This window comes from Azospirillum sp. UENF 111221 (assembly GCF_058780625.1).
Genome location: NZ_JBSNCH010000001.1, coordinates 980,733 through 999,282 on the forward strand (window position 1 = coordinate 980,733; position 18,550 = coordinate 999,282).

Sequence of the window (18,550 nt, forward strand, 5' to 3'; positions counted from 1 at the left end):
GCAGAGGGACAGTGGGCAAAGGATCGCAGGGCACCGCATGCCCCGTCTCCTGTCCAGCTCCTCACATGCCCGGCTGCTCCACCAGGGTGAAGACCAGGACCGTCCGCCCGTCGACCAGCGCCGACCGACCGGCCAGATGGATGCGCTCGTCTCCCGCCCCGTCGTCGATGCGGGTGTCCAGCACGCAGCGCCAGCCACGGCCGCCCGGCACGTCGGGCAGGGTCACGGTCAGGGTGTCGGCATGGGCGTTCAGCACGATCAGCAGGACGCCGTCGGACAGCGGCTGCCCGTCCGGCCCGACATGGGTGCCGGCACGGCCGTTCAGCAGCAGGACGATGCAGCGCGCCTGGGTGTTGCGCCAATGTTCCGCCGTCTTTTCCACCCCTTGCGCGTTGTACCAGACGATGTCCTTCAGCCCGTTTTCCGCCACCTCCCGCCCATGCAGGAAGAGCGGCCGGCGCAGCACCGGATGGGCCCGCCGGAGCGCGACCAGCCGGCGGACGAAGGACACCAGCGCCCCGTCGCGCCGGCTCCAGTCGAGCCAGGTGATGTCGTTGTCCTGGCAATAGGCGTTGTTGTTGCCGTCCTGGCTGTGGTCCAGCTCGTCGCCGGCCAGCATCATCGGCGTGCCCTGCGACAGCATCAGCGTCGCCAGCATGTTGCGCTTCTGCCGCGCCCGCAGCCCGGTCACCGCGGGGTCGTTGGTCGGCCCCTCCACCCCATGGTTCCAGGAGCAGTTGGAGGAATGGCCGTCGCGGTTCTCCTCGCCGTTCGCCCAGTTGTGCTTATCGTTGTAGGAGACGAGGTCGTGCAGGGTGAAGCCGTCATGGGCGGTGATGAAGTTCACGCTGGCCCAGGGGCGGCGCCCGCGCTTCTCGAACAGGTCGGCGGAGCCGGCGATGCGTCCGGCCAGTTCCGGCAGCATGCCGTCGTCGCCGCGCCAGTAGCGCCGCACGGTGTCGCGGTAGCGGTCGTTCCACTCTGCCCAGCCCGGCGGGAAATTGCCGACCTGATAGCCGCCGGGACCGACATCCCACGGCTCGGCGATCAGCTTGACGTCGGCCAGCACAGGGTCCTGGCGCACCGCGTCGAGGAATCCCGAGCCGGGGTCGTAGCCGTAGGGCTCCCGCGCCAGCACGGTGGCGAGGTCGAAGCGGAAGCCGTCGACATGCATCTCCGTCACCCAGTAGCGGAGGCTGTCCATCACCATCTGGACCACGCGCGGGTGGCTGAAATCCAGCGTGTTGCCGGTGCCGGTGTCGTTGATGTAGTGGCGCGGGCTGTCGGGCATCAGCCGGTAATAGCTGAGATTGTCGATGCCCTTGAAGGACAGGGTCGGCCCCAGATGGTTGCCTTCGGCCGTGTGGTTGTAGACGACGTCGAGGATGACCTCGATCCCCGCCTCGTGCAGGCGGGCGACCATCGTCTTGAACTCCGACAGGACGCCGGTGTTCATGTAGCGCGGTTCCGGCGCGAAGAAGCCGATGGTGTTGTAGCCCCAGTAGTTGGTCAGGCCGCGGGTGACGAGATGCTGCTCGTCGGCGACGGCCTGGACCGGCAGGAACTCCACCGAGGTGATGCCGAGCGCCCGCAGATACTCGACGACATTCTGGGTCGACATGCCGGCGAAGGTGCCGCGCAGATGGGCGGGCACGTCCGGATGGCGCATGGTGAAGCCGCGCAGATGGGTCTCGTAGAGAACCGTGTCGGTCCATGGCACCCGGCGGTGGCGGTCATGGCCCCAGGTGAAGGCGCCGTCCACCACCCGGCATTTCGGCATGCCACGGGCGTTGTCGCGCCGGTCGAAGGATAAGTCCTCCTTGGTCGAGCCGACCCGGTAGCCGTAATGGGCGTCCGACCATTTGAAACCGCCGAACAGCGCCCGCGCATAGGGGTCGATCAGCAGCTTGTTCGGGTTGAAGCGGTGCCCCTCCTCCGGCTCGTACGGCCCATGGACGCGGTAGCCGTAGAGCAGGCCGGGCCGGGCGTCGGGAAGATAGCCGTGCCAGACCTCATCGGTGTGTTCCGGCAGGGTAACCCGTTCCACTTCGCGCTGGCCGGTCTTGTCGAACAGGCAAAGCTCCACCCGCTCGGCATGGGCGGAGAAAATCGCGAAATTGACGCCGAACCCGTCCCAGGTGGCGCCGAGCGGATTGGGCTTGCCGGGCCAGACCGGGGTGCGCGCGGGGGAGAGGGGCATCAGCGGGCGGCCTGTGTGGTGGATGTCTTGGAGGTGATGGTCAGGGCCGGCGATGGGACGGGGAATCCGGCAGGTCGCCGGTCGGAAGGCCAGCGGATGGGACGTTTGGAACAGGATGAAACGGTTTTCGGGGCCTGTTCCAGTGTTCCACACCATCGGCAGCACCGCACCTTGCGGTTTTCCCGCTGGGTCCGCAACGCGTCATCAAGGGAGGGAACGGGGTTCCTGTTGACCATCAGCCAGCGCACGCCTCACCGGTTCCCCGAAAAGACACAAGGGATCCAATAAGAAAGCCTCCCCCCGGCGGCGTCAAGGGAGGTTGGCAACATGGGCGGGTGGTCGCATTTGGCGATGATCGCCCTCTGCCGTCTCGGAAGAGGGTGTGAAATGCACCGCACCGGTCAGATCGGGAACGAACCGAACGAGGTCGCGACAGTGCAGTATCCCGTACAAGTCGGGGCCGTGCCTTCGGCACCCCCTCATCCTAACCTTCTCCCCAGGGGGGAGAAGGGATGGGTGTCGGGTTGGAGGAGCCGGTGCGGGTTGGGCGGAAGACGCTACTCAGCCGTCCGCTCCAGGATCAGCGTGCCCAACGGCGGGATGGTCAGGTCCAGCGAGTGGGTGCGGCCGTGCCAGGGGATCTCCTCGGCATAGACGCCGCCGCCGGGGTTACCGATGCCGCTGCCGCCGTATTTCGCATCGTCGGTGTTCATCCGCTCGACATAGCGGCCGGGAAGCGGCACGCCGACGCGGTAGCCCTGGCGCGGCACCGGGGTGAAGTTGCACACCGCGATGACGATGTGCCCGGACTTGTCGGCCTTGCGCAGGAAGGTGAAGACCGAGTTCTCGTTGTCGTTCGATTCGATCCACTCGAAGCCGGATGGGTCGCAGTCGGTCTTGTGCAGCGGCTCCAGCTCGCGGTAGAGGCCGTTGAGGTCGCGCACGAGGTCGCGCATGCCGCGGTGCATCGGCTGGTCCAGCAGGTGCCAGTCCAGGCTGCGCGCCTCGCTCCACTCCTGCCACTGGGCGAACTCGCCGCCCATGAACAGCAGCTTCTTGCCGGGATGGGCGAACATGAAGCCGTAATAGGCGCGCAGGTTGGCGAATTTCTGCCAGTCGTCGCCCGGCATCTTGTTGATCAGCGAACCCTTGCCGTGCACCACCTCGTCATGGCTGAGCGGCAGCACGAAGTTTTCGGAGAACTGGTAGATCAGCCCGAAGGTCATCTCATGGTGATGGTAGCGGCGGTGGATCGGATCGCTCTGCATGTAATGCAGCGTGTCGTGCATCCACCCCATGTTCCATTTGTAGCCGAAACCGAGGCCGCCGAGGTAGGTCGGCTTCGACACCATCGGCCAGGAGGTCGATTCCTCCGCCACCGTCATGGCACCCGGCTGCTGGCCGTAGACCAGCTCGTTCATCCGCTTGAGGAAGGCGATGGATTTCGAGGTTCTCGCGCCCGCCAAACTTGTTGGGGACCCACTCCCCCTCCTTGCGGCTGTAATCGAGATAGAGCATGGAGGCGACGGCATCGACGCGCAACCCGTCCAGCTTGTACTGGTCGAGCCAGAACAGCGCGTTGCCCAGAAGGAAGTTCTGCACCTCCGTCCGGCCGAAATTGTAGATCAGGGTGTTCCAGTCCTGGTGGAAGCCCTGGCGCGGGTCGGCATGCTCGTAGAGATGCGTGCCGTCGAAATCGCCCAGCCCGTGCGGGTCGGTCGGGAAATGGCCGGGCACCCAGTCGAGCAGCACGCCGAGGCCGGCACGGTGGCAGGCGTTGACGAAGTCCTTGAAATCCTCCGGCGAGCCGTGGCGGGCGGTCGGCGCATAGAGGCCGATGGGCTGGTAGCCCCAGGAACCGTCGAACGGATGCTCGGTGATCGGCAGAAGCTCGATGTGGGTGAAGCCCATGTCCTTGGCGTAGGGGATCAGCCGCTCCGCCAGCTCCTGATAGGTCAGGAAACGGTTGTCCTCCTCCGGCACCCGCGCCCAGGATCCCAGATGGACCTCGTAGATCGAGATCGGCGCGGTGCGCTCGGAGGCGGCCAGCTTGCGGCTCTGCCACTCCTGATCGCGCCAGTCGTAGGACGACAGGCCGTGGACGACCGAGGCGGTCGCCGGGCGCATCTCCGCCTGGAAGGCGTAGGGATCGGCCTTGGCCGGCATCAGGTTGCCGTTTGGCCCGCGGATCTCGAACTTGTAGCGCTGGCCGGCATGGGCACCAGGCACGAAGATCTCCCAGACGCCGACCTCCACGCGCCGGCGCATCGGCATCCGGCGGCCGTCCCAGTTGTTGAAGTCGCCGACGACGCTGACGCTGCGGGCGCTCGGCGCCCAGACGGCGAAGGCCACGCCGGCCACGCCGTCGACCTCGCGCGGGTGGGCGCCCAGCTTCTCGTAATTGCGCAGGTGGGTGCCTTCGGCCAGCAGATGGACGTCCAGCTCGCCCAGCATGTTGCCGAAGCGATAGGCGTCCTCGAACTCCTGGGTCGCCAGCGGGTATTGGGCGCGCAGGCGGTAGCGGAAACGCTCCGTCCGGTCGGGCATCACGGCGAGATAGAAGCCGTCCTGATGGATGCGCTCCGCCTCGCCGGCCGGCTCGCCGGTGGCGCTGTCGATCACCCACAGCTTTTCGGCACCGGGCACGAAGGCGCGGACCTCCACCGGACGGCCGGGCGCTTCCTGCTGCATGCCCAGCACGGCGAAGGGATCGCCATGGTCGGCCCGCGCGATGGCGTCCGCCGCCGCGCGCAGGGCCTCGGCCCGATGGTCGGCAGCGCGCTGTTCGGGGGTGCGGCTTTCGGAGACGCCGGTTTGCGCCTGGTCCTTGCGGGTGTCCGTCGTCATGTCGCTCGCCATTGGCCAAGTGCCCTTCTTCGTGGAGGCTCTGTCGTCTCGTGGACCATACCTGTCCCAACGCCGTCATCCCCGCGAAGGCGGGAATGACGGCCGACGCCGGAACGCCTTCTCCGGACGTGAACATACCCGCGGCGGTTTCGTCACACCATGCCCGCCGCGGATTTGTCCGGTTATTCCTTCGCGCCCGCCCCGTCGGCATCGTCGAGAAGGCCCAGCACACCCTTCACCGGGATGCCGATCCAGCTCGGCCGGTTCGCCGCCTCGTAGCCGATCTCGTAGAAGGCCTTTTCCAGCAGGAACAGGGTCAGCAGGCCGCGCGCCGTGCTTTCCGCCTCCGGCCAGGCCGGGCAGCCCTCGATGGCCGTGCGGTAGCCGTCGAGGAAGGAGTCGACACTGCGGCGTTCCCAGTCGCGGGCGGCGGCCAGCGCCGGGCTGTCGCCGCTGTTGGCCCCCTCGCCGGCACTGTCCAGCCGGAACAGCGCCGCCCAGGCCGCATAGTTGAAGGAGCGCAGCATGCCGGCCACGTCGCGCAACGGGCTGGACTTGGCGCGGCGCTCCTCCAGCGTCTTGGCCGGCTCCCCTTCAAAGTCGAGGATGTACCAGTCGTTCTGCGCCCGCACGACCTGCCCCAGGTGATAGTCGCCATGGATGCGGGTCTTGACCCCGCCGGCCGGCATCGACGCCAGCGCCGAGATGCGCTCCATCGCCTCGGCCCGGCGGGCCAGCAGCTGTTCGGCGTCGGTCCGCACGTCCGCCGACAGGCGGTCGAGCGTCCCCGGCAGGGCGGCGAAGGCAGCCTCGGCCTGGGTGCGGACGGCATCGGCCCAGTTCGCCAGATCGCCGGCGGCGATCGGCTCGGGATCGAAGGCCGGATTGCCGGTGCTCTGCGCCAGCGCCCGGTGCAGTTCGGCGGTGCGCTGCCCCAGCGTGGTCATCATGACCAGATGCATGCCGAAGGGCTCGCCCGATTCGGCGGCGTCCTCGGTGCTGCCGGCGACGCCCAGGCGGATGTCCTCAAGCTGGCGCTCCAGCTCCTCCACCGTGCTGGCCCAGCCGTCGCCCTGGTTGCGGACGAAGGCCTGCGCCACCGCCAGGGCGGTCGGGGTGCCGTCGGCGGCGACCTGCTCCACCGTGCCCAGCAGGGCCGGGGTGTTGGCGAAGCCGACCTCGGTCAGGAACCGCCCCATCTCGACCTCGGGATGCTCGCCCTCCACCAGACGGCGCAGCACCTTCAGCACGATCTGGCTGTCGACCAGGACGGAGGTGTTGCTCTGCTCCACGCCCAGGCGCCGCACCTCGGGCTCCGGCGACAGCTCGATGGCGCCCAAAGCCTCTGTCGCGGTAAAGCGGATGCTGTCCTCGCCGGCGGTCGCCTTCAGCGTGTCGCCGCGCCGCAGCGCCTCGATCAGCGCCAGGGCGAAGCCGTCGGCCTGGACGGCATCGTAGATGGCGCCGGTCCGCGGTCCGCGCCGCACCTTGGCCAGCGTGTAGGGCAGCAGCGGCCAGCCGGTGCCGCCGGCCCCATCCTCCCAACTCATCGCCATCGGCAGGAAATAGCTCTGCTCCGCGGCGTCGCCGTCCAGGCCGACCCCACTGAGGCCGACCTGCGTCCGGACCAGCATGAAGCCCTCGCCCGGCCCCGGAAGCTGGGCGGCGAGCGTGACGTGCGAGCGGGTGATGCGGCGGTCCTTGGCCGAGAACCAGCGCTGCTGCGGCAGGAAGCCCTGGAGGACATCGCGGCCCAGCTCATCCGCCGCCTTGCCGGTGGTCAGGCTGTGCCAGCCGTCGCGGACGACGACGGTCAGCAGGTCGGGCACCGGCTCCGGCGGGGTCTCGTGCCAGGTCGGCAGCTCCGCCTCGGCGGTCAGGGCGAACCAGTAGAAGCCGTAGGCCGGCAGGGTCAGCAGATAGGGAAGGTCGCCGATGGGCGGGAAGACGGTGCGGCCCAGCAGTTCGACCGGGATGCGGCCCTTCCAGTTCTTGAGATCAAGCTCGACCGCCTGGGCCGAGCGCGACAGGTTGGCGACGCACAGCGCGATCTCCGACCCGTTCTCGGTCTCCAGGCTGCGGATGTAGGCGAGGACCTTGCGGTTGCCGGGATAGAGCAGCGCGAAGCTGCCGCGGCCGAAGCTCTGGCGCTGCTTGCGCACCGCCACCAGCCGCTTCATCCAGTTCAGCAGCGAGGAGGGGTTGCGGGACTGCGCCTCGACATTGACGGCCATGAAGCCGTAGATCGGGTCGAGCACCGCCGGCAGATAGAGCCGCGCCGGGTCGGCGCGCGAGAAGCCGCCGTTGCGGTCGATCGACCATTGCATCGGCGTGCGGACGCCGTCGCGGTCGCCGAGATAGATGTTGTCGCCCATGCCGATCTCGTCGCCGTAATAGAGCACCGGCGTGCCGGGCATCGACATCAAGAGGCTGTTCAGCAGCTCGATCTTGCGGCGGTCGTTCTCCAGCAGCGGGGCGAGGCGGCGGCGGATGCCCAGGTTGATCCGCATGCGCCGGTCGGCGGCGTAGAAGTTCCAGAGATAATCGCGCTCGGTGTCGGTGACCATCTCCAGCGTCAACTCGTCATGGTTGCGCAGGAAGATGGCCCATTGGCAATCGGCCGGGATGTCCGGGGTCTGGCGCATGATGTCGGCGATGGGATGCCGGTCCTCCATCGCCACCGCCATGTAGATGCGCGGCATCAGCGGGAAGTGGAAGGACATGTGGCATTCGTCGCCGCCCTTCTCCGGATCGCCGAAATAGGGCAGCACGTCCTCCGGCCACTGGTTGGCCTCGGCCAGCAGCATGCGGTCGGGATATTCGGCGTCGAGCGCGGCGCGGATCGCCTTCAGGACGTCGTGGGTTTCCGGCAGATTCTCGTTGTTGGTGCCCTCGCGCTCCTTCAGGTAGGGAATGGCGTCGAGCCGCAGCCCGTCCACCCCCATGTCCAGCCAGAAGCGCATGACCTTCAGCACCTCCTCCAGAACCTCGGGATTGTCGAAGTTCAGGTCGGGCTGGTGCGAATAGAAGCGGTGCCAGTAATAGGCGTTGGCGACCGGATCCCAGGTCCAGTTGGACTTTTCCGTGTCGCAGAAGATGATCCGCGTGCCCTGGTATTTCTGGTCGCTGTCGGACCAGACATAATAGTCGCGGTGGTTGGAGCCCGGAGGCGCCTCGCGCGCGCGCTGGAACCAGGGATGCTGGTCGGAGGTGTGGTTGATGACCAGCTCGGTGATCACCCGCAGACCGCGCTTGCGGCATTCCTCCATGAAGCGCCGGAAGTCATCCAGGTTCCCGTAGGTCGGGTTGACCGAGGTGTAGTCGGCGATGTCATAGCCGTCGTCGCGCAGCGGCGACGGATAGAAGGGCAGAAGCCACACGGCCGTCACACCCAGCTCCTGGATGTAGTCCAGCTTCTGGGTCAAGCCGGCGAAATCGCCGATGCCATCATTGTCGGCGTCGAAGAACGCCTTGATGTGCAGCTGATAAATGACGGCGTCCTTGTACCAGAGCCGGTCCTGCCGATCGATCATGAGTCCAGCACTTTCGAGAAGCGATTGACGGAACACGTGTCGCGGGAACACGGGACGGAAACAAGCCAGAGGGTCGAAGGTTTCACCCGGACGGCCGTCCGGCAACCCCTGACTTCCGGATAGGCGGGATGGCGGAAACCAAGGCGTACACCCTTCAGAGAGAGTGCCGGGGGATCCGTTCGAGTGCGCGGCAATCCGGAGTGGACATGGAGTGACACCGACGGATCGTGCGGGCGGCCTGATCGTACGTACCGCTTTGAGCGTATGCCGCAAGAGGAGGGGCGATGCATGGCTCCTTCATCGTCGTGACCGGCGGCGGAGCAAATGGCGAGGTCGCGTCAGCCGTTCGGCATGTCGACCGCCAGCCGCGCCAGATCGCGCACAGCGCGGTCGAGTGCCGCCGGGTCGTGGGCGGCGAAGCCGAGAAGGAAGCCGTTGCCGGTGACCGCGTCAGCGGTCTCGGCATCAGCGCGGTAATAGCCGGACAGGCATGGCGTGGTCAGGCCGATGCGGGCGGCGCGCCCGGCCAGGACATGGTCGGGGCAGTCCGGCGGCAGGCGGAGCAGGACATGCATGCCGGCCTCGCCCGCCTCGGCCGTGGCAAAGCCGGCGAAGGCAGTCTCTATCGATGCCAGGATGGCAGTGCGCTTGGCGGCGTAAAGCGAACGCATTGCCCGCAGATGCGAGGCAAAATGGCCGTCGGCCAGGAAGCGGTGCAATGCTGCCTGCGGCACCACGCTGGTCCCGCCGTCGAAATGGCGGCGCGCGGCGCGCACCGGCTCCACCAGATCGGGCGGCACGACGACATAGCCGAGCCGCAGCGCCGGGAACATCACCTTGCTGAAGCTGCCGACATAGATCACCCGGCCGGCGCCATCCAGCCCCTGGAGAGCGGCCAGCGGCGGGCCGGCATAGCGGAACTCGCTGTCGTAATCGTCCTCCACGATCCAAGCGTCGCGCGCCGCCGCCCAATCCAGCAGGCGCAGGCGGCGGGCCAGGCTCATCGTCACGCCCAGCGGGAACTGGTGGGACGGGGTGACCAGCGCCAGCCGGGCATCCGCCCCGCGGGCCATGCCGGCGGCGACGTCGATGCCCTCCCCGTCCACCGGCACCGGCACCAGCCGCGCCCCGGCGCCCAGCAATGCTGCGCGGTTGCCGGGCCAGCCCGGCTCCTCGACCCAGGCCGCGTCGCCGGGGTCGAGCAGCAGCTGCGCCATCAGCGCCAGCCCCTGCTGCGCGCCGGAGACGATGACGACCTGCTCCGGCTCGCAACGCACGGCGCGGACCGCCCGCAGATAGGCGGCGATCTCCGCCCGCAAGGGGCCGTAGCCCAACGGGTCCGGCTCCGTCGCCAGCGCCCGCCCGCCATGGCGCCAGCAGCGGCCGATCAATTGCGCCCACAGGGCGAATGGAAAGGCCTCCAGGTCCGGCGTGCCGAGCGCAAAGGGCCGCCCCACCCGGTCGCGGGCGATGGACGGCGCCTCCGCCAGCGCCCGGCCGCGGGCGGACAGCCCGACGCCCCGGCGCGCCTCATCGCGGCCGGCGGCACCGCCGGGTGCCGCATCGGGCAGGGAGGCGGCGACGAAGGTGCCGGCGCCGACCCGGCTGGTGACATACCCCTCCGCCAGCAGCGTGTCATAGGCGGTGACCACCGTGTTGCGCGACAGCGCCCATTCGGTGGCGAGCGCCCGGCTGGGCGGCAGGCGCTCGCCCGGGCGCAGACGGCCGTCCAGCACCGCCTGACGCAGCGCGCGGTAGAGCTGGCGGTGGAGCGGCTCCGCCCCATCCCGGTCGAGCGCCACCGGCCCCAGGCTGGACAGAACCGGACGTGCCGAGCGGGCCATGGCGATCCTCGCAAGGGTCAAGCAAAGCGGTCTCTGGAATTGGCCCCTATGGAATCGACATTCCGGACCTTTCAAAGGGACCATTTTGCCGGCCATTCTGCATCACCGCAACAGTCCGGCCTTGAGCACGACAATGACCAGCCTTCCCGCCGATTCCGCCCTCAACGATTCCGCCGCCGCCGCCGTTTCCTCCGCCGCTCTGGCACAGACTCCGCGCACCCGCCCGGTGCGTCTGGGCGACCGCGGCAGCCATGAGGTCGCCCAGATCCACGCCATCATCGACGAGGCGCCGATCTGCCACGTCGGCTTCGTCGACGATGCCATCAAGGGCCATGGGTCCCCCTCCCCCATGGTGATCCCGACGGTTCCCTGGCGGGTGGGCGACGAGCTGATGATCCATGGCGCCTCGTCCAGCCGGATGATCCGCCGGCTGCAGGAGGGGGGCGAGGCCTGCATCACGCTGTCGCTGATCGATGGCTGGGTGCTGGCGCGCTCGGCCTTCCATCACTCCGTCAACTACCGCTCGGTCATGCTGTTCGGCCGGCCGCGGCTGGTGTCGGAGGAGACGGAGAAGCGTGCCGCCCTCGATGTGCTGATGGAGAAGATCGAGCCCGGCCGCAGCGCCAAGGTGCGGGCGCCCAACGCGCAGGAACTGAAGGCGACCAGCGTTCTGGCCTTCCCGATTGCCGAGGCATCGGCCAAGCGGCGCTCCGGCCCGCCGTCCGACGATCCGGAGGATATGGCCCATCCGGTGTGGGCGGGCGTGGTGCCCCTGCGGCTGGTCGCCGGCGAACCGGAACAGGATCCGGCGCAGACCGCGGGCTGAGGCGCAGACGGCGCTCGCAGCTGAAAAAGAAAAAGGCCGCGACCGGGAAGCCCGGCGCGGCCTTTTTCTTGCGGTTTCTCCCGCAGGCGGGAAGGCCGTTCCGAAACCCCCGGAGCGGCCCCCTGCCAACCGTCCTTAGGACGACGGAGCGTTCAGCAGGCGCGGCAGGATCTGCGCACGACGGTTGGACGGCTCGCGGACGTTCGGACCGGTCTGGACCAGCAGCTGGCTCTCGCCCTTGCCTTCGGTCGTGATGTTGGCAGCCTGGATGCCCTTGGCGACCAGGGCCTTCTTGACCGCGTCGGCGCGACGGACCGACAGCTTCTGGTTGTAGGCCGGCGAACCCGAGGTGTCGGTGTGGCCGACGACGTGGATCTTGGCGCCACCGTTCTTCAGGATGGCCGACACCGCGTCACCGATCACGCGATCGGCGGCCGGGGTGATGTTCGACTTATCCCAGTCGAAGAACACCAGATATTCGCTCTGGACCGCGGCAACGGCGGCCGGAGCCGGAGCGGCAGCGGCCGGCGGGCACGGATAGCTGCCCTGATGGATGACGTAGCCGCCGTCAGCGGTGCGGGCGGCGACGCCTTCCGACACCTGACCGGTCCAGCCGATGACCGGGTTGCACCACTGGGTGCCCTTGCCGACCAGGCTCGCGTCCTGGGCATTGGCGGCCGCCGACAGACCGAAAGCGACGATGGCGGCCGGGATGGCAGCCAGACCCGCGCGAACAATAGTCTTCATTGTCTTCACTCCCTTCCAGAACCCTTCCCCATCAGAGTGCCTGCGGGGGATGAACGTATCAATCGAAGCAACGGCCCACGTGCAAGCGCGGCAGCGACCTTCCCAACATGTGGTGTGCGGCGATGTTCCGACACCTCAGCCGTTCGGCCGAACCGTACCTGTACCTTGACCTATGCTCCACTTCCATAGCAGCTTTTCCGGTATGATTCTGCCAAATCCGTATAACGGTGGCTGAGCACAGGAAAAACCGCGAGATCCTTTTCCGTAAGCTCGCGAACCGGTCTAGCAGGGCTGCCGGCCCACAAAAATCCGGACGTAACCCGCTTTCCGGGCGTCACCAGAGCACCGGCCGCGACCATCGCCCGCGACTCGACATAGGCCCCATCCAGGATGCAGGCCTTCATGCCGATGAAGCAGCCGTCTTCCAGCGTGCAGGCGTGCAGCAACGCCATGTGGCCGACGGTGATGTCGTCGCCGATGTAGGTGCCCTGCCCTTCGGAGGCCACGTGGATCACGGTGCCGTCCTGAATGTTGGTGCGAGCGCCGATTCGGATCTCGTTGACGTCTCCACGCACGGTGCAGCCGTACCAGATGCTGCTGTTCGCCCCGATCACGACGTCGCCGATCACCGCCGCCGTTTCCGCGATGAACGCGGTCGGGTCGATGGTGGGCAGGATGCCGTTGTAGGCGCGGACAAGGCCAGTCATCAGGTCGTACCGAAGTCGTGCATGACGGGCCGGATTGAAGCACCGTAAGGCTTAAGGCACCACCTGATTTCGCATTGACAGGCCAAAGCAAATCCCGATTGGTGCCTCTGTGCAACAGTGCGGACAGGGGGCCACAACGCTGTCACAGCCCCCCACCTATCCTTTCGCGGTAGCCGATTACGGGAAAAGCGGCGCCTGATCGATGCCGGTCGTCTCGCCCAGCCCCATCATGACGTTCATGTTCTGGATCGCCTGACCCGACGCGCCCTTCACCAGATTGTCGATCACCGACACGATGATGGCACTGCGCGGGGCGCGGTCGGCGACAACACCGATCAGGTTGTGGTTGGAGGCCCGGACATGGCGCGTCGCCGGCACCACGCCGGCCGGGGTCACGCCGACGAAGGGCTCGTCGGCATAGCGGGCGGCCAGCGTCGCCCGCAGATCGTCGGCGGTGACGCCGTCGGCCATGCGGACATAGATGGTCGCCATCATGCCGCGGTTCATCGGCACCAGATGCGGGGTGAAGGAGACGGTGACCGGACGGCCGGCGGCCAGCCGCAGCTCCTGCTCGATCTCCGGCATGTGGCGGTGATGGCCGACGCCATAGGCGTTGAAGCCTTCCGACACCTCGGTGAACAGGTTGGCCTGCTTGGCGTCGCGGCCGGCGCCCGACACGCCGGACTTGGCGTCGATGACGATGCCGCCCGGCTCGATCTGGTTCTCCAGCAGCAGCGGCAGCAGCGGCAGCAGCGAGCAGGTCGGGTAGCAGCCCGGATTGGCCACCACCCGCGCCTTGCGCACGCCCTGGCGGTTGAACTCGGTCAGGCCGTAGGCGACCTCCTTCTGCAGGTCGACGGCGCGGTGCTCATGCCCGTACCAGGTGGCGTATTCGGCCGGGTCGGTCAGGCGGAAATCGGCGGACAGATCGACCACCTTCAGCCCGCTCGGCAGGCCGGCGACCACCTCCTGCGTGGTGCCGTGCGGCAGGGCGCAGAAGATGAAGTCGAGGTTGTCCCACTTCAGCTCTTCGATCTTCACCAGATCCGGCAGGCCATAGCCGCCCAGATGCGGGAACACCTCCGCCATCGGCTTGCCGGCCTGTCGTTCGGCGGTCAGCGCGGCAATCTCCACGTTCGGGTGGCGCAGCAGCATGCGCACCAGTTCGGCGCCGGTGTAGCCGGAAGCGCCCAGGATGCCGACGCGGATTTTCGAACCGCCGGACGTGCTGCCGAGAATGCTGGTCGAGGCCATGGAGGCAATGTCCTTCGCTGAAGACGATCTGAAGACGGGTGGAATCTGTATCCGGGATAAGCGAAAGCGTGATGACAGCGCAAAAAGAAAGGGGCGCCCCTTCCGGGGCGCCCCTCGCTTGTACCGTAAAGCAGCAGGCCCGTGTAGGGATTAGCGCTTCGAGAACTGGAAGCTGCGGCGGGCCTTGGCGCGGCCGTACTTCTTACGCTCGACCGTACGGGCGTCGCGGGTCAGGAAGCCGGCGGCCTTCAACGGCGGGCGCAGGGCCGGCTCGAAGTAGGTCAGCGCCTTGGAGATGCCGTGACGGACGGCACCGGCCTGGCCCGACAGACCGCCGCCGGCAACGGTGGCGACCACGTCGAACTGCTCCGAACGCTCGGTCACGCCGAACGGCTGGGCGATCATCATGCGCAGCACCGGGCGGGCGAAGTAGACCGACTGGTCGCGGCCGTTCACGGTGACCTTGCCGGAGCCCGGCTTGATCCACACGCGGGCGACGGCGTCCTTGCGCTTGCCGGTGGCATAGGCGCGGCCCTGGGCGTCCAGCTTCGGAGCGGCGAGCTCCTCGGAGACGGTCGCGGTGGCGGCAGCGCCCGTCAGTTCCTTAAGGCCGGAGAGGGTGGTGGTGACCTGGGCCATGCTTACGCGCTCCGCTTATTCTTCGGGTTCAGGGCGCCGATGTCGAGGGCGACCGGCTGCTGCGCATCGTGCGGATGCGTGGCACCCTTATAGACCTTGAGGTGGGTCATCTGCTGGCGGCCGAGCGGACCGCGCGGAACCATGCGCTCCACGGCCTTCTCGATCACACGCTCCGGATACTTGCCGTCCAGGATCTGGCCCTTGGAACGGCCCTTGATCCCGCCCGGATAGCCGGTGTGCCAGTAGAAGATGTCGGCGTCGCGCTTGTTGCCGGTCAGCTTCACCTTCTCAGCATTGATCACGACGATGTGGTCGCCGCAATCCATGTGGGGGGTGTAGGTCGGCTTGTTCTTGCCACGCAGGATGTTCGCCAGGATGCTGGCAAGCCGGCCGAGAACGAGGCCGTCGGCGTCGACGACATACCACTTCTTCTCGATTTCGGTCGGCTTCAGATTGAAGGTCTTCATCGCCACACTCGTTTCTTCGAATACGGATCGGCTGGCCGCCGATACCGGGGCGCCGAAGCGGACGGTTTTCTACGGGCCGGAACATGCCTCTGTCAATGGAAAAATTATCCTTTCATTTCAATGATTTGCAATCGCGGTAATAAGATACCGCTCTGGCAAACCCATTGATCTGAAACGACTTTTTATGAGGCTTCATCGGTACGGTAATGAGATACCGCAACGGTGACAGGGTCATGCGGCGGGATCGAGTAGGTTCCGGTGACATGGGCGACCGGCTCCGGATCGCCTTCGGAGAACAGCAGGATCTCGCCATAGGCCAGCCGCTTGCCCAGCTTCAGGACGCGCGCTTCGGCGACGATGGCGACGGGCGGCGGACGGCGCAGGAAGTTGATGGTCATGCTGGTGGTGACTGCCAGCTCAACCCGGCCGATCAGGCTCAGCACCGCACCGTAGAGCGCCACGTCGGCCAGCCCGAACATCGCCGGGCCGGTGACGGTGCCGCCGGGACGGACGAAATCGTCCTTGTAGGGCAGGCGCAGGCGGATCGTGCCGGCCCCCAGGCTTTCGACGACGACGCCGAAGTTTCCGACCAGCGGAACCCCCTCGCGGATCAGATCCTCCAGCTCCTCCTTCGTCATCGCGGGAACGGGAGCGGCGGCGGAACGGTCGACGGCGGACATGGGGCCTCTGTCGGTGATCTTGGTTGGACCATCGAACTGTGCGCCATCCCGTCCATTCGGACAAGTATGGTGCTACTCGGCCGGCTTGGTCTCCACCGGAGCCGAGGGAGAGGCAGGCGACGAGGCGGGAGCCGCCGCTGCGGGTTCCGCCCCCGCCGTGGGAACGGTGGGGACCGGGCTGGTGGGGGGATTGTCGGTGGGGGCGGTCAGGCGGACCGGCCCACCGCCGCTGGAAGGCTGCGCCGGGCTGGTGGCGGACTGCTCGGCGGGAGCGGCTGCCGGGGCGGGCTCGGCAGGCGGAGCGAGCGGCACCGCCTTGATGTCCGACTTCGGGGTTTCGGGCCGGGGCGTTTCAGTTTTGGCCGGCTCGGCCTTGGCGGCCTCGGACTTCGCCGAATCGGCCTTCGCAGGCTCGGGGTCGGCGGGGGTGGAATAGTCGGGGACGATGCGGGCCTGGCTGCCGGTGATGACCAGCACCTTCTGCCCGATGGGCAGCGGCTGCGGCTCCTTCTGGGTCAGCGACAGCAATTCGCCGTTCGACTTGCGGACGATGTATTCCCAGCCGTTGGTGTCGCCGGCGATGTGTTCCATCGCCGTGCCCAGCAGGCCGCCGATCGCCGTGCCGCCGACCGTGCCGAGCGCGGCGTTCATGCCGCCCGTCCCGACCTGCGCGCCCAGGATGCCGCCGGCCGCACCGCCGCTGACGGCGCCGACGGTGCCGTTGGCGCTGATCGCCACCTGACGGAAGCCGACGACGATGCCCGGCTCGACCTTGTTGGCCTGCTGGACCGCGCTGGAGGCGTAGGTGTTGGGAGAATAGTCGGAGGTGCAGCCCGCAAGACCGCCGACCGCGGCGATGAACAGGCAGAGAGAGACCGATCGAAGCACGGGCAAACCATCCGTTTTGAAACCCCGCCAAGTTTCTTACGGCAAAGCCCCCCGAACTCGTCACCGTTCAAAATCCGCACGCGACGGGAATGCTGCATTGCAGCAGCGCGATGGCCGGGGAAAACCTGACGGCCCCGGCCATCATCAACGCGGAACGGGCGTCAGCGGCCGGCGGTCCGGTCGCTGGCCTTCAGCGACAGGTACTTCAGCGTCAGCGTCGGCACATTTTCGAGCACCCAGGAGGCCATCGCCTCCTCTTCGCGCAGCGAAGTCTGCAGCAGCGGCGTGGCGAAGGCGAAGTTGCCGGCCTCCGCCACTGTCAGCAGCGACCGGTAGCTCGCCACCTCGAAATTCTCGAAGGCGTAGTTGGCGAAGGAGTTTTTGAGGATCTCGTCCTCGGCGAAGCTGTGGCCGAGTGCGGCCAGATTGCCCATGATCGACAGGGCGGTGTCCTTCAGCCCGGAATGGGTTTCCTGAAGCTGGTCCAGGATCTGCTCGATGCGGGTGATCTGGCCTTCGGTCTCGCCACGGTGCATGCGCAAATGGTCGGAGACCTCGGGATAATTCACCAGACGGTCGAGCTGGCGGTCCATCAGGGCCAGAGCCTGCTGTTCCACCGCATGGGCGTTGCGCAGGCCGGTAACGAACAGCGCGCGCGTGAGGTCCGCGGGATAGGCAGCCATGTGTTTCTCCTGTGGCATCAACGCTCCGTTGAACGTCTGCCCGCACCAACAGCAGGGCACCGTCTTCGATGCTTACCGCTTGCGCCATACCGCAAAGGGGCAAACCTCCGGCTGTGGTGCCCCAGTACCCGTTGAAGCCCGGTTGGGGTAGCGGCTGGAAGTGCCCCGACCGGGACACGGACGCGCGGTTGCCGGATGCGGCGGGCTGCGGGGAAATGGCTCCATGATCCGCACCGGCACCTCAGCAAAAGACATCCCCGCCATGACCGTCACCCTGCCCGGCTCCGTCGGTGCAGTCGTCGCCCTCATCCTGATGCTGACGGCCCTGGCCGCCTGGCGCCGGGTGGAGCCCGACGATCTGACCGCCTGGCGGACCGAAAGGCTGGCGACCTACCATGTCTGGCAGGCAGGCAGCCCGGCACGTGAGGTCTGGGACCATCCAGACGCCCCCGTCCTGGTCACCATCCCGGCCGGCAGCTACCTCCAGGGCTCTCCGGCGACGGAGACGGAACGCTTTCCCGACGAGCCGCCGCAAACCCCCGCGTCGGTCCAGCATCCCATCGCCGTCGGCAAATATCCGGTCACCCGCGGCGAATATGCCAGCTTCATCCAGGACAGCGGCTATCGGCCACGGACGGTCTGCCGCGGCTATGCCGGAGAGACGGAGCTGTTGCCGCGCTGGCATTTCTCCTGGCGCCGGCCAGGGTTCGCGCAGACGAACAACGACCCGGCGGTCTGTGTGAGCTGGTACGACGCCAAGGCCTATGTGGACTGGCTCAGCCGCCGGACCGGCAAGCGCTATCGCCTGCTGACGGAGACGGAGTGGGAATATGCGGCCCGCGCCAGCACCCGGACCGCACGCTGGTGGGGTGACGATCCGGCCAGGGGCTGCGATGCGGCGAACGTCGCCGACCTGACGGCCAAGGACCGCTTCACCGACTGGGAGGTGGCGAACTGCCGCGACGGCGCCCTGTTCACCTCGCCGGTCGGCAGCTACCGCGCCAACGGCTTCGGCCTTTACGACATGCTGGGCAATGTCTGGCAGTGGGTGGAGGACTGCGCATCGGACGGCCGGTCCGGAGAGAGCTGTTCGCAGCGGACGATGCGCGGCGGGTCATGGCACAGCAACCCGCGCTATGTCCGCTCCGCCGTGCGCCGGGTGGACGCGGCGGAGAGCGGCTATGCCGCCTACGGCATCCGCGTCGCCCGCGATCCCTGACCATGCGATTCCTGAC

Annotated in this window: 13 protein-coding genes and 1 pseudogene; 2 read left to right on the forward strand and 12 right to left on the reverse strand. The window is 67.5% G+C overall.

The window, feature by feature from the left end; translation table 11 throughout:
• Positions 1–61: 61 nt before the first annotated feature.
• The 4 genes and pseudogenes from glgX to pdxR form a co-directional block, all read right to left on the reverse strand.
• Positions 62–2,200, reverse strand: a complete 2,139-nt coding sequence (gene glgX / locus ACWPN3_RS04375) for a glycogen debranching protein GlgX (protein WP_492242427.1) — start codon at positions 2,198–2,200, stop codon at positions 62–64.
• A gap of 557 nt (positions 2,201–2,757) precedes the next feature.
• Positions 2,758–5,059: pseudogene (gene glgB / locus ACWPN3_RS04380) on the reverse strand (1,4-alpha-glucan branching protein GlgB).
• A gap of 170 nt (positions 5,060–5,229) precedes the next feature.
• Positions 5,230–8,580, reverse strand: coding sequence for a maltose alpha-D-glucosyltransferase (treS, locus tag ACWPN3_RS04385; protein WP_109447451.1), 3,351 nt, complete (start codon positions 8,578–8,580; stop codon positions 5,230–5,232).
• A gap of 338 nt (positions 8,581–8,918) precedes the next feature.
• Positions 8,919–10,424 carry a MocR-like pyridoxine biosynthesis transcription factor PdxR gene (pdxR, locus tag ACWPN3_RS04390; RefSeq protein ID WP_492242425.1) on the reverse strand — a complete coding sequence of 502 codons (1,506 nt, stop codon included), beginning with the start codon at positions 10,422–10,424 and terminating at the stop codon, positions 8,919–8,921.
• 133 nt (positions 10,425–10,557) lie between these two features.
• On the opposite strand from pdxR, the gene ACWPN3_RS04395 reads away from it, so the two are divergent.
• On the forward strand, positions 10,558–11,250 hold the full coding sequence (locus ACWPN3_RS04395) for a pyridoxamine 5'-phosphate oxidase family protein (RefSeq protein ID WP_492242424.1): 693 nt from the start codon (positions 10,558–10,560) through the stop codon (positions 11,248–11,250).
• A gap of 135 nt (positions 11,251–11,385) precedes the next feature.
• Here the strand turns inward: ACWPN3_RS04395 and ACWPN3_RS04400 are convergent, their stop codons facing one another.
• From ACWPN3_RS04400 to ACWPN3_RS04435, 8 genes are all read right to left on the reverse strand, one after another.
• Positions 11,386–11,997, reverse strand: coding sequence for an OmpA family protein (locus ACWPN3_RS04400; RefSeq protein WP_109447445.1), 612 nt, complete (start codon positions 11,995–11,997; stop codon positions 11,386–11,388).
• A 170-nt stretch (positions 11,998–12,167) separates the two neighbouring features.
• Positions 12,168–12,704 (reverse strand): gamma carbonic anhydrase family protein, encoded by a 537-nt coding sequence (locus tag ACWPN3_RS04405; protein WP_492242423.1) that lies wholly within the window; start codon positions 12,702–12,704, stop codon positions 12,168–12,170.
• Positions 12,705–12,881: 177 nt separating this feature from the next.
• Entirely contained in the window at positions 12,882–13,958 is a 1,077-nt protein-coding gene (argC, locus tag ACWPN3_RS04410; protein WP_492242422.1) for an N-acetyl-gamma-glutamyl-phosphate reductase, read from the reverse strand.
• 150 nt (positions 13,959–14,108) lie between these two features.
• Complete coding sequence (gene rpsI, locus ACWPN3_RS04415) at positions 14,109–14,597, reverse strand: 30S ribosomal protein S9 (protein WP_098737139.1); 489 nt, start codon at positions 14,595–14,597, stop codon at positions 14,109–14,111.
• Between the two features lie 2 nt (positions 14,598–14,599).
• Positions 14,600–15,064 carry a 50S ribosomal protein L13 gene (rplM, locus tag ACWPN3_RS04420; RefSeq protein ID WP_109447441.1) on the reverse strand — a complete coding sequence of 155 codons (465 nt, stop codon included), beginning with the start codon at positions 15,062–15,064 and terminating at the stop codon, positions 14,600–14,602.
• A gap of 182 nt (positions 15,065–15,246) precedes the next feature.
• Complete coding sequence (locus ACWPN3_RS04425; RefSeq protein ID WP_492261119.1) at positions 15,247–15,744, reverse strand: PaaI family thioesterase; 498 nt, start codon at positions 15,742–15,744, stop codon at positions 15,247–15,249.
• A 72-nt stretch (positions 15,745–15,816) separates the two neighbouring features.
• Complete coding sequence (locus ACWPN3_RS04430) at positions 15,817–16,632, reverse strand: outer membrane lipoprotein (RefSeq protein ID WP_492242421.1); 816 nt, start codon at positions 16,630–16,632, stop codon at positions 15,817–15,819.
• 161 nt (positions 16,633–16,793) lie between these two features.
• Positions 16,794–17,315 carry a ferritin-like domain-containing protein gene (locus ACWPN3_RS04435; RefSeq protein ID WP_109446496.1) on the reverse strand — a complete coding sequence of 174 codons (522 nt, stop codon included), beginning with the start codon at positions 17,313–17,315 and terminating at the stop codon, positions 16,794–16,796.
• Positions 17,316–17,538: 223 nt separating this feature from the next.
• Here ACWPN3_RS04435 and ACWPN3_RS04440 point away from each other — a divergent pair, with 223 nt between their 5' ends.
• On the forward strand, positions 17,539–18,534 hold the full coding sequence (locus tag ACWPN3_RS04440; protein WP_247872980.1) for a formylglycine-generating enzyme family protein: 996 nt from the start codon (positions 17,539–17,541) through the stop codon (positions 18,532–18,534).
• Positions 18,535–18,550 lie beyond the last annotated feature (16 nt).

Excerpts from the sequence above, each read along its gene's own strand:
- ACWPN3_RS04425 (WP_492261119.1), bottom strand. The coding sequence starts at position 15,744 with ATGTCCGCCGTCGACCGTTCCGCCGCCGCTCCCGTTCCCGCGATGACG.
- rplM (WP_109447441.1), bottom strand. The coding sequence starts at position 15,064 with ATGAAGACCTTCAATCTGAAGCCGACCGAAATCGAGAAGAAGTGGTAT.
- ACWPN3_RS04440 (WP_247872980.1), top strand. The coding sequence starts at position 17,539 with ATGATCCGCACCGGCACCTCAGCAAAAGACATCCCCGCCATGACCGTC.
- treS (WP_109447451.1), bottom strand. The coding sequence starts at position 8,580 with ATGATCGATCGGCAGGACCGGCTCTGGTACAAGGACGCCGTCATTTAT.
- glgX (WP_492242427.1), bottom strand. The coding sequence starts at position 2,200 with ATGCCCCTCTCCCCCGCGCGCACCCCGGTCTGGCCCGGCAAGCCCAAT.
- ACWPN3_RS04395 (WP_492242424.1), top strand. The coding sequence starts at position 10,558 with ATGACCAGCCTTCCCGCCGATTCCGCCCTCAACGATTCCGCCGCCGCC.
- ACWPN3_RS04405 (WP_492242423.1), bottom strand. The coding sequence starts at position 12,704 with ATGACTGGCCTTGTCCGCGCCTACAACGGCATCCTGCCCACCATCGAC.
- ACWPN3_RS04400 (WP_109447445.1), bottom strand. The coding sequence starts at position 11,997 with ATGAAGACTATTGTTCGCGCGGGTCTGGCTGCCATCCCGGCCGCCATC.
- rpsI (WP_098737139.1), bottom strand. The coding sequence starts at position 14,597 with ATGGCCCAGGTCACCACCACCCTCTCCGGCCTTAAGGAACTGACGGGC.
- ACWPN3_RS04435 (WP_109446496.1), bottom strand. The coding sequence starts at position 17,315 with ATGGCTGCCTATCCCGCGGACCTCACGCGCGCGCTGTTCGTTACCGGC.
- pdxR (WP_492242425.1), bottom strand. The coding sequence starts at position 10,424 with ATGGCCCGCTCGGCACGTCCGGTTCTGTCCAGCCTGGGGCCGGTGGCG.
- argC (WP_492242422.1), bottom strand. The coding sequence starts at position 13,958 with ATGGCCTCGACCAGCATTCTCGGCAGCACGTCCGGCGGTTCGAAAATC.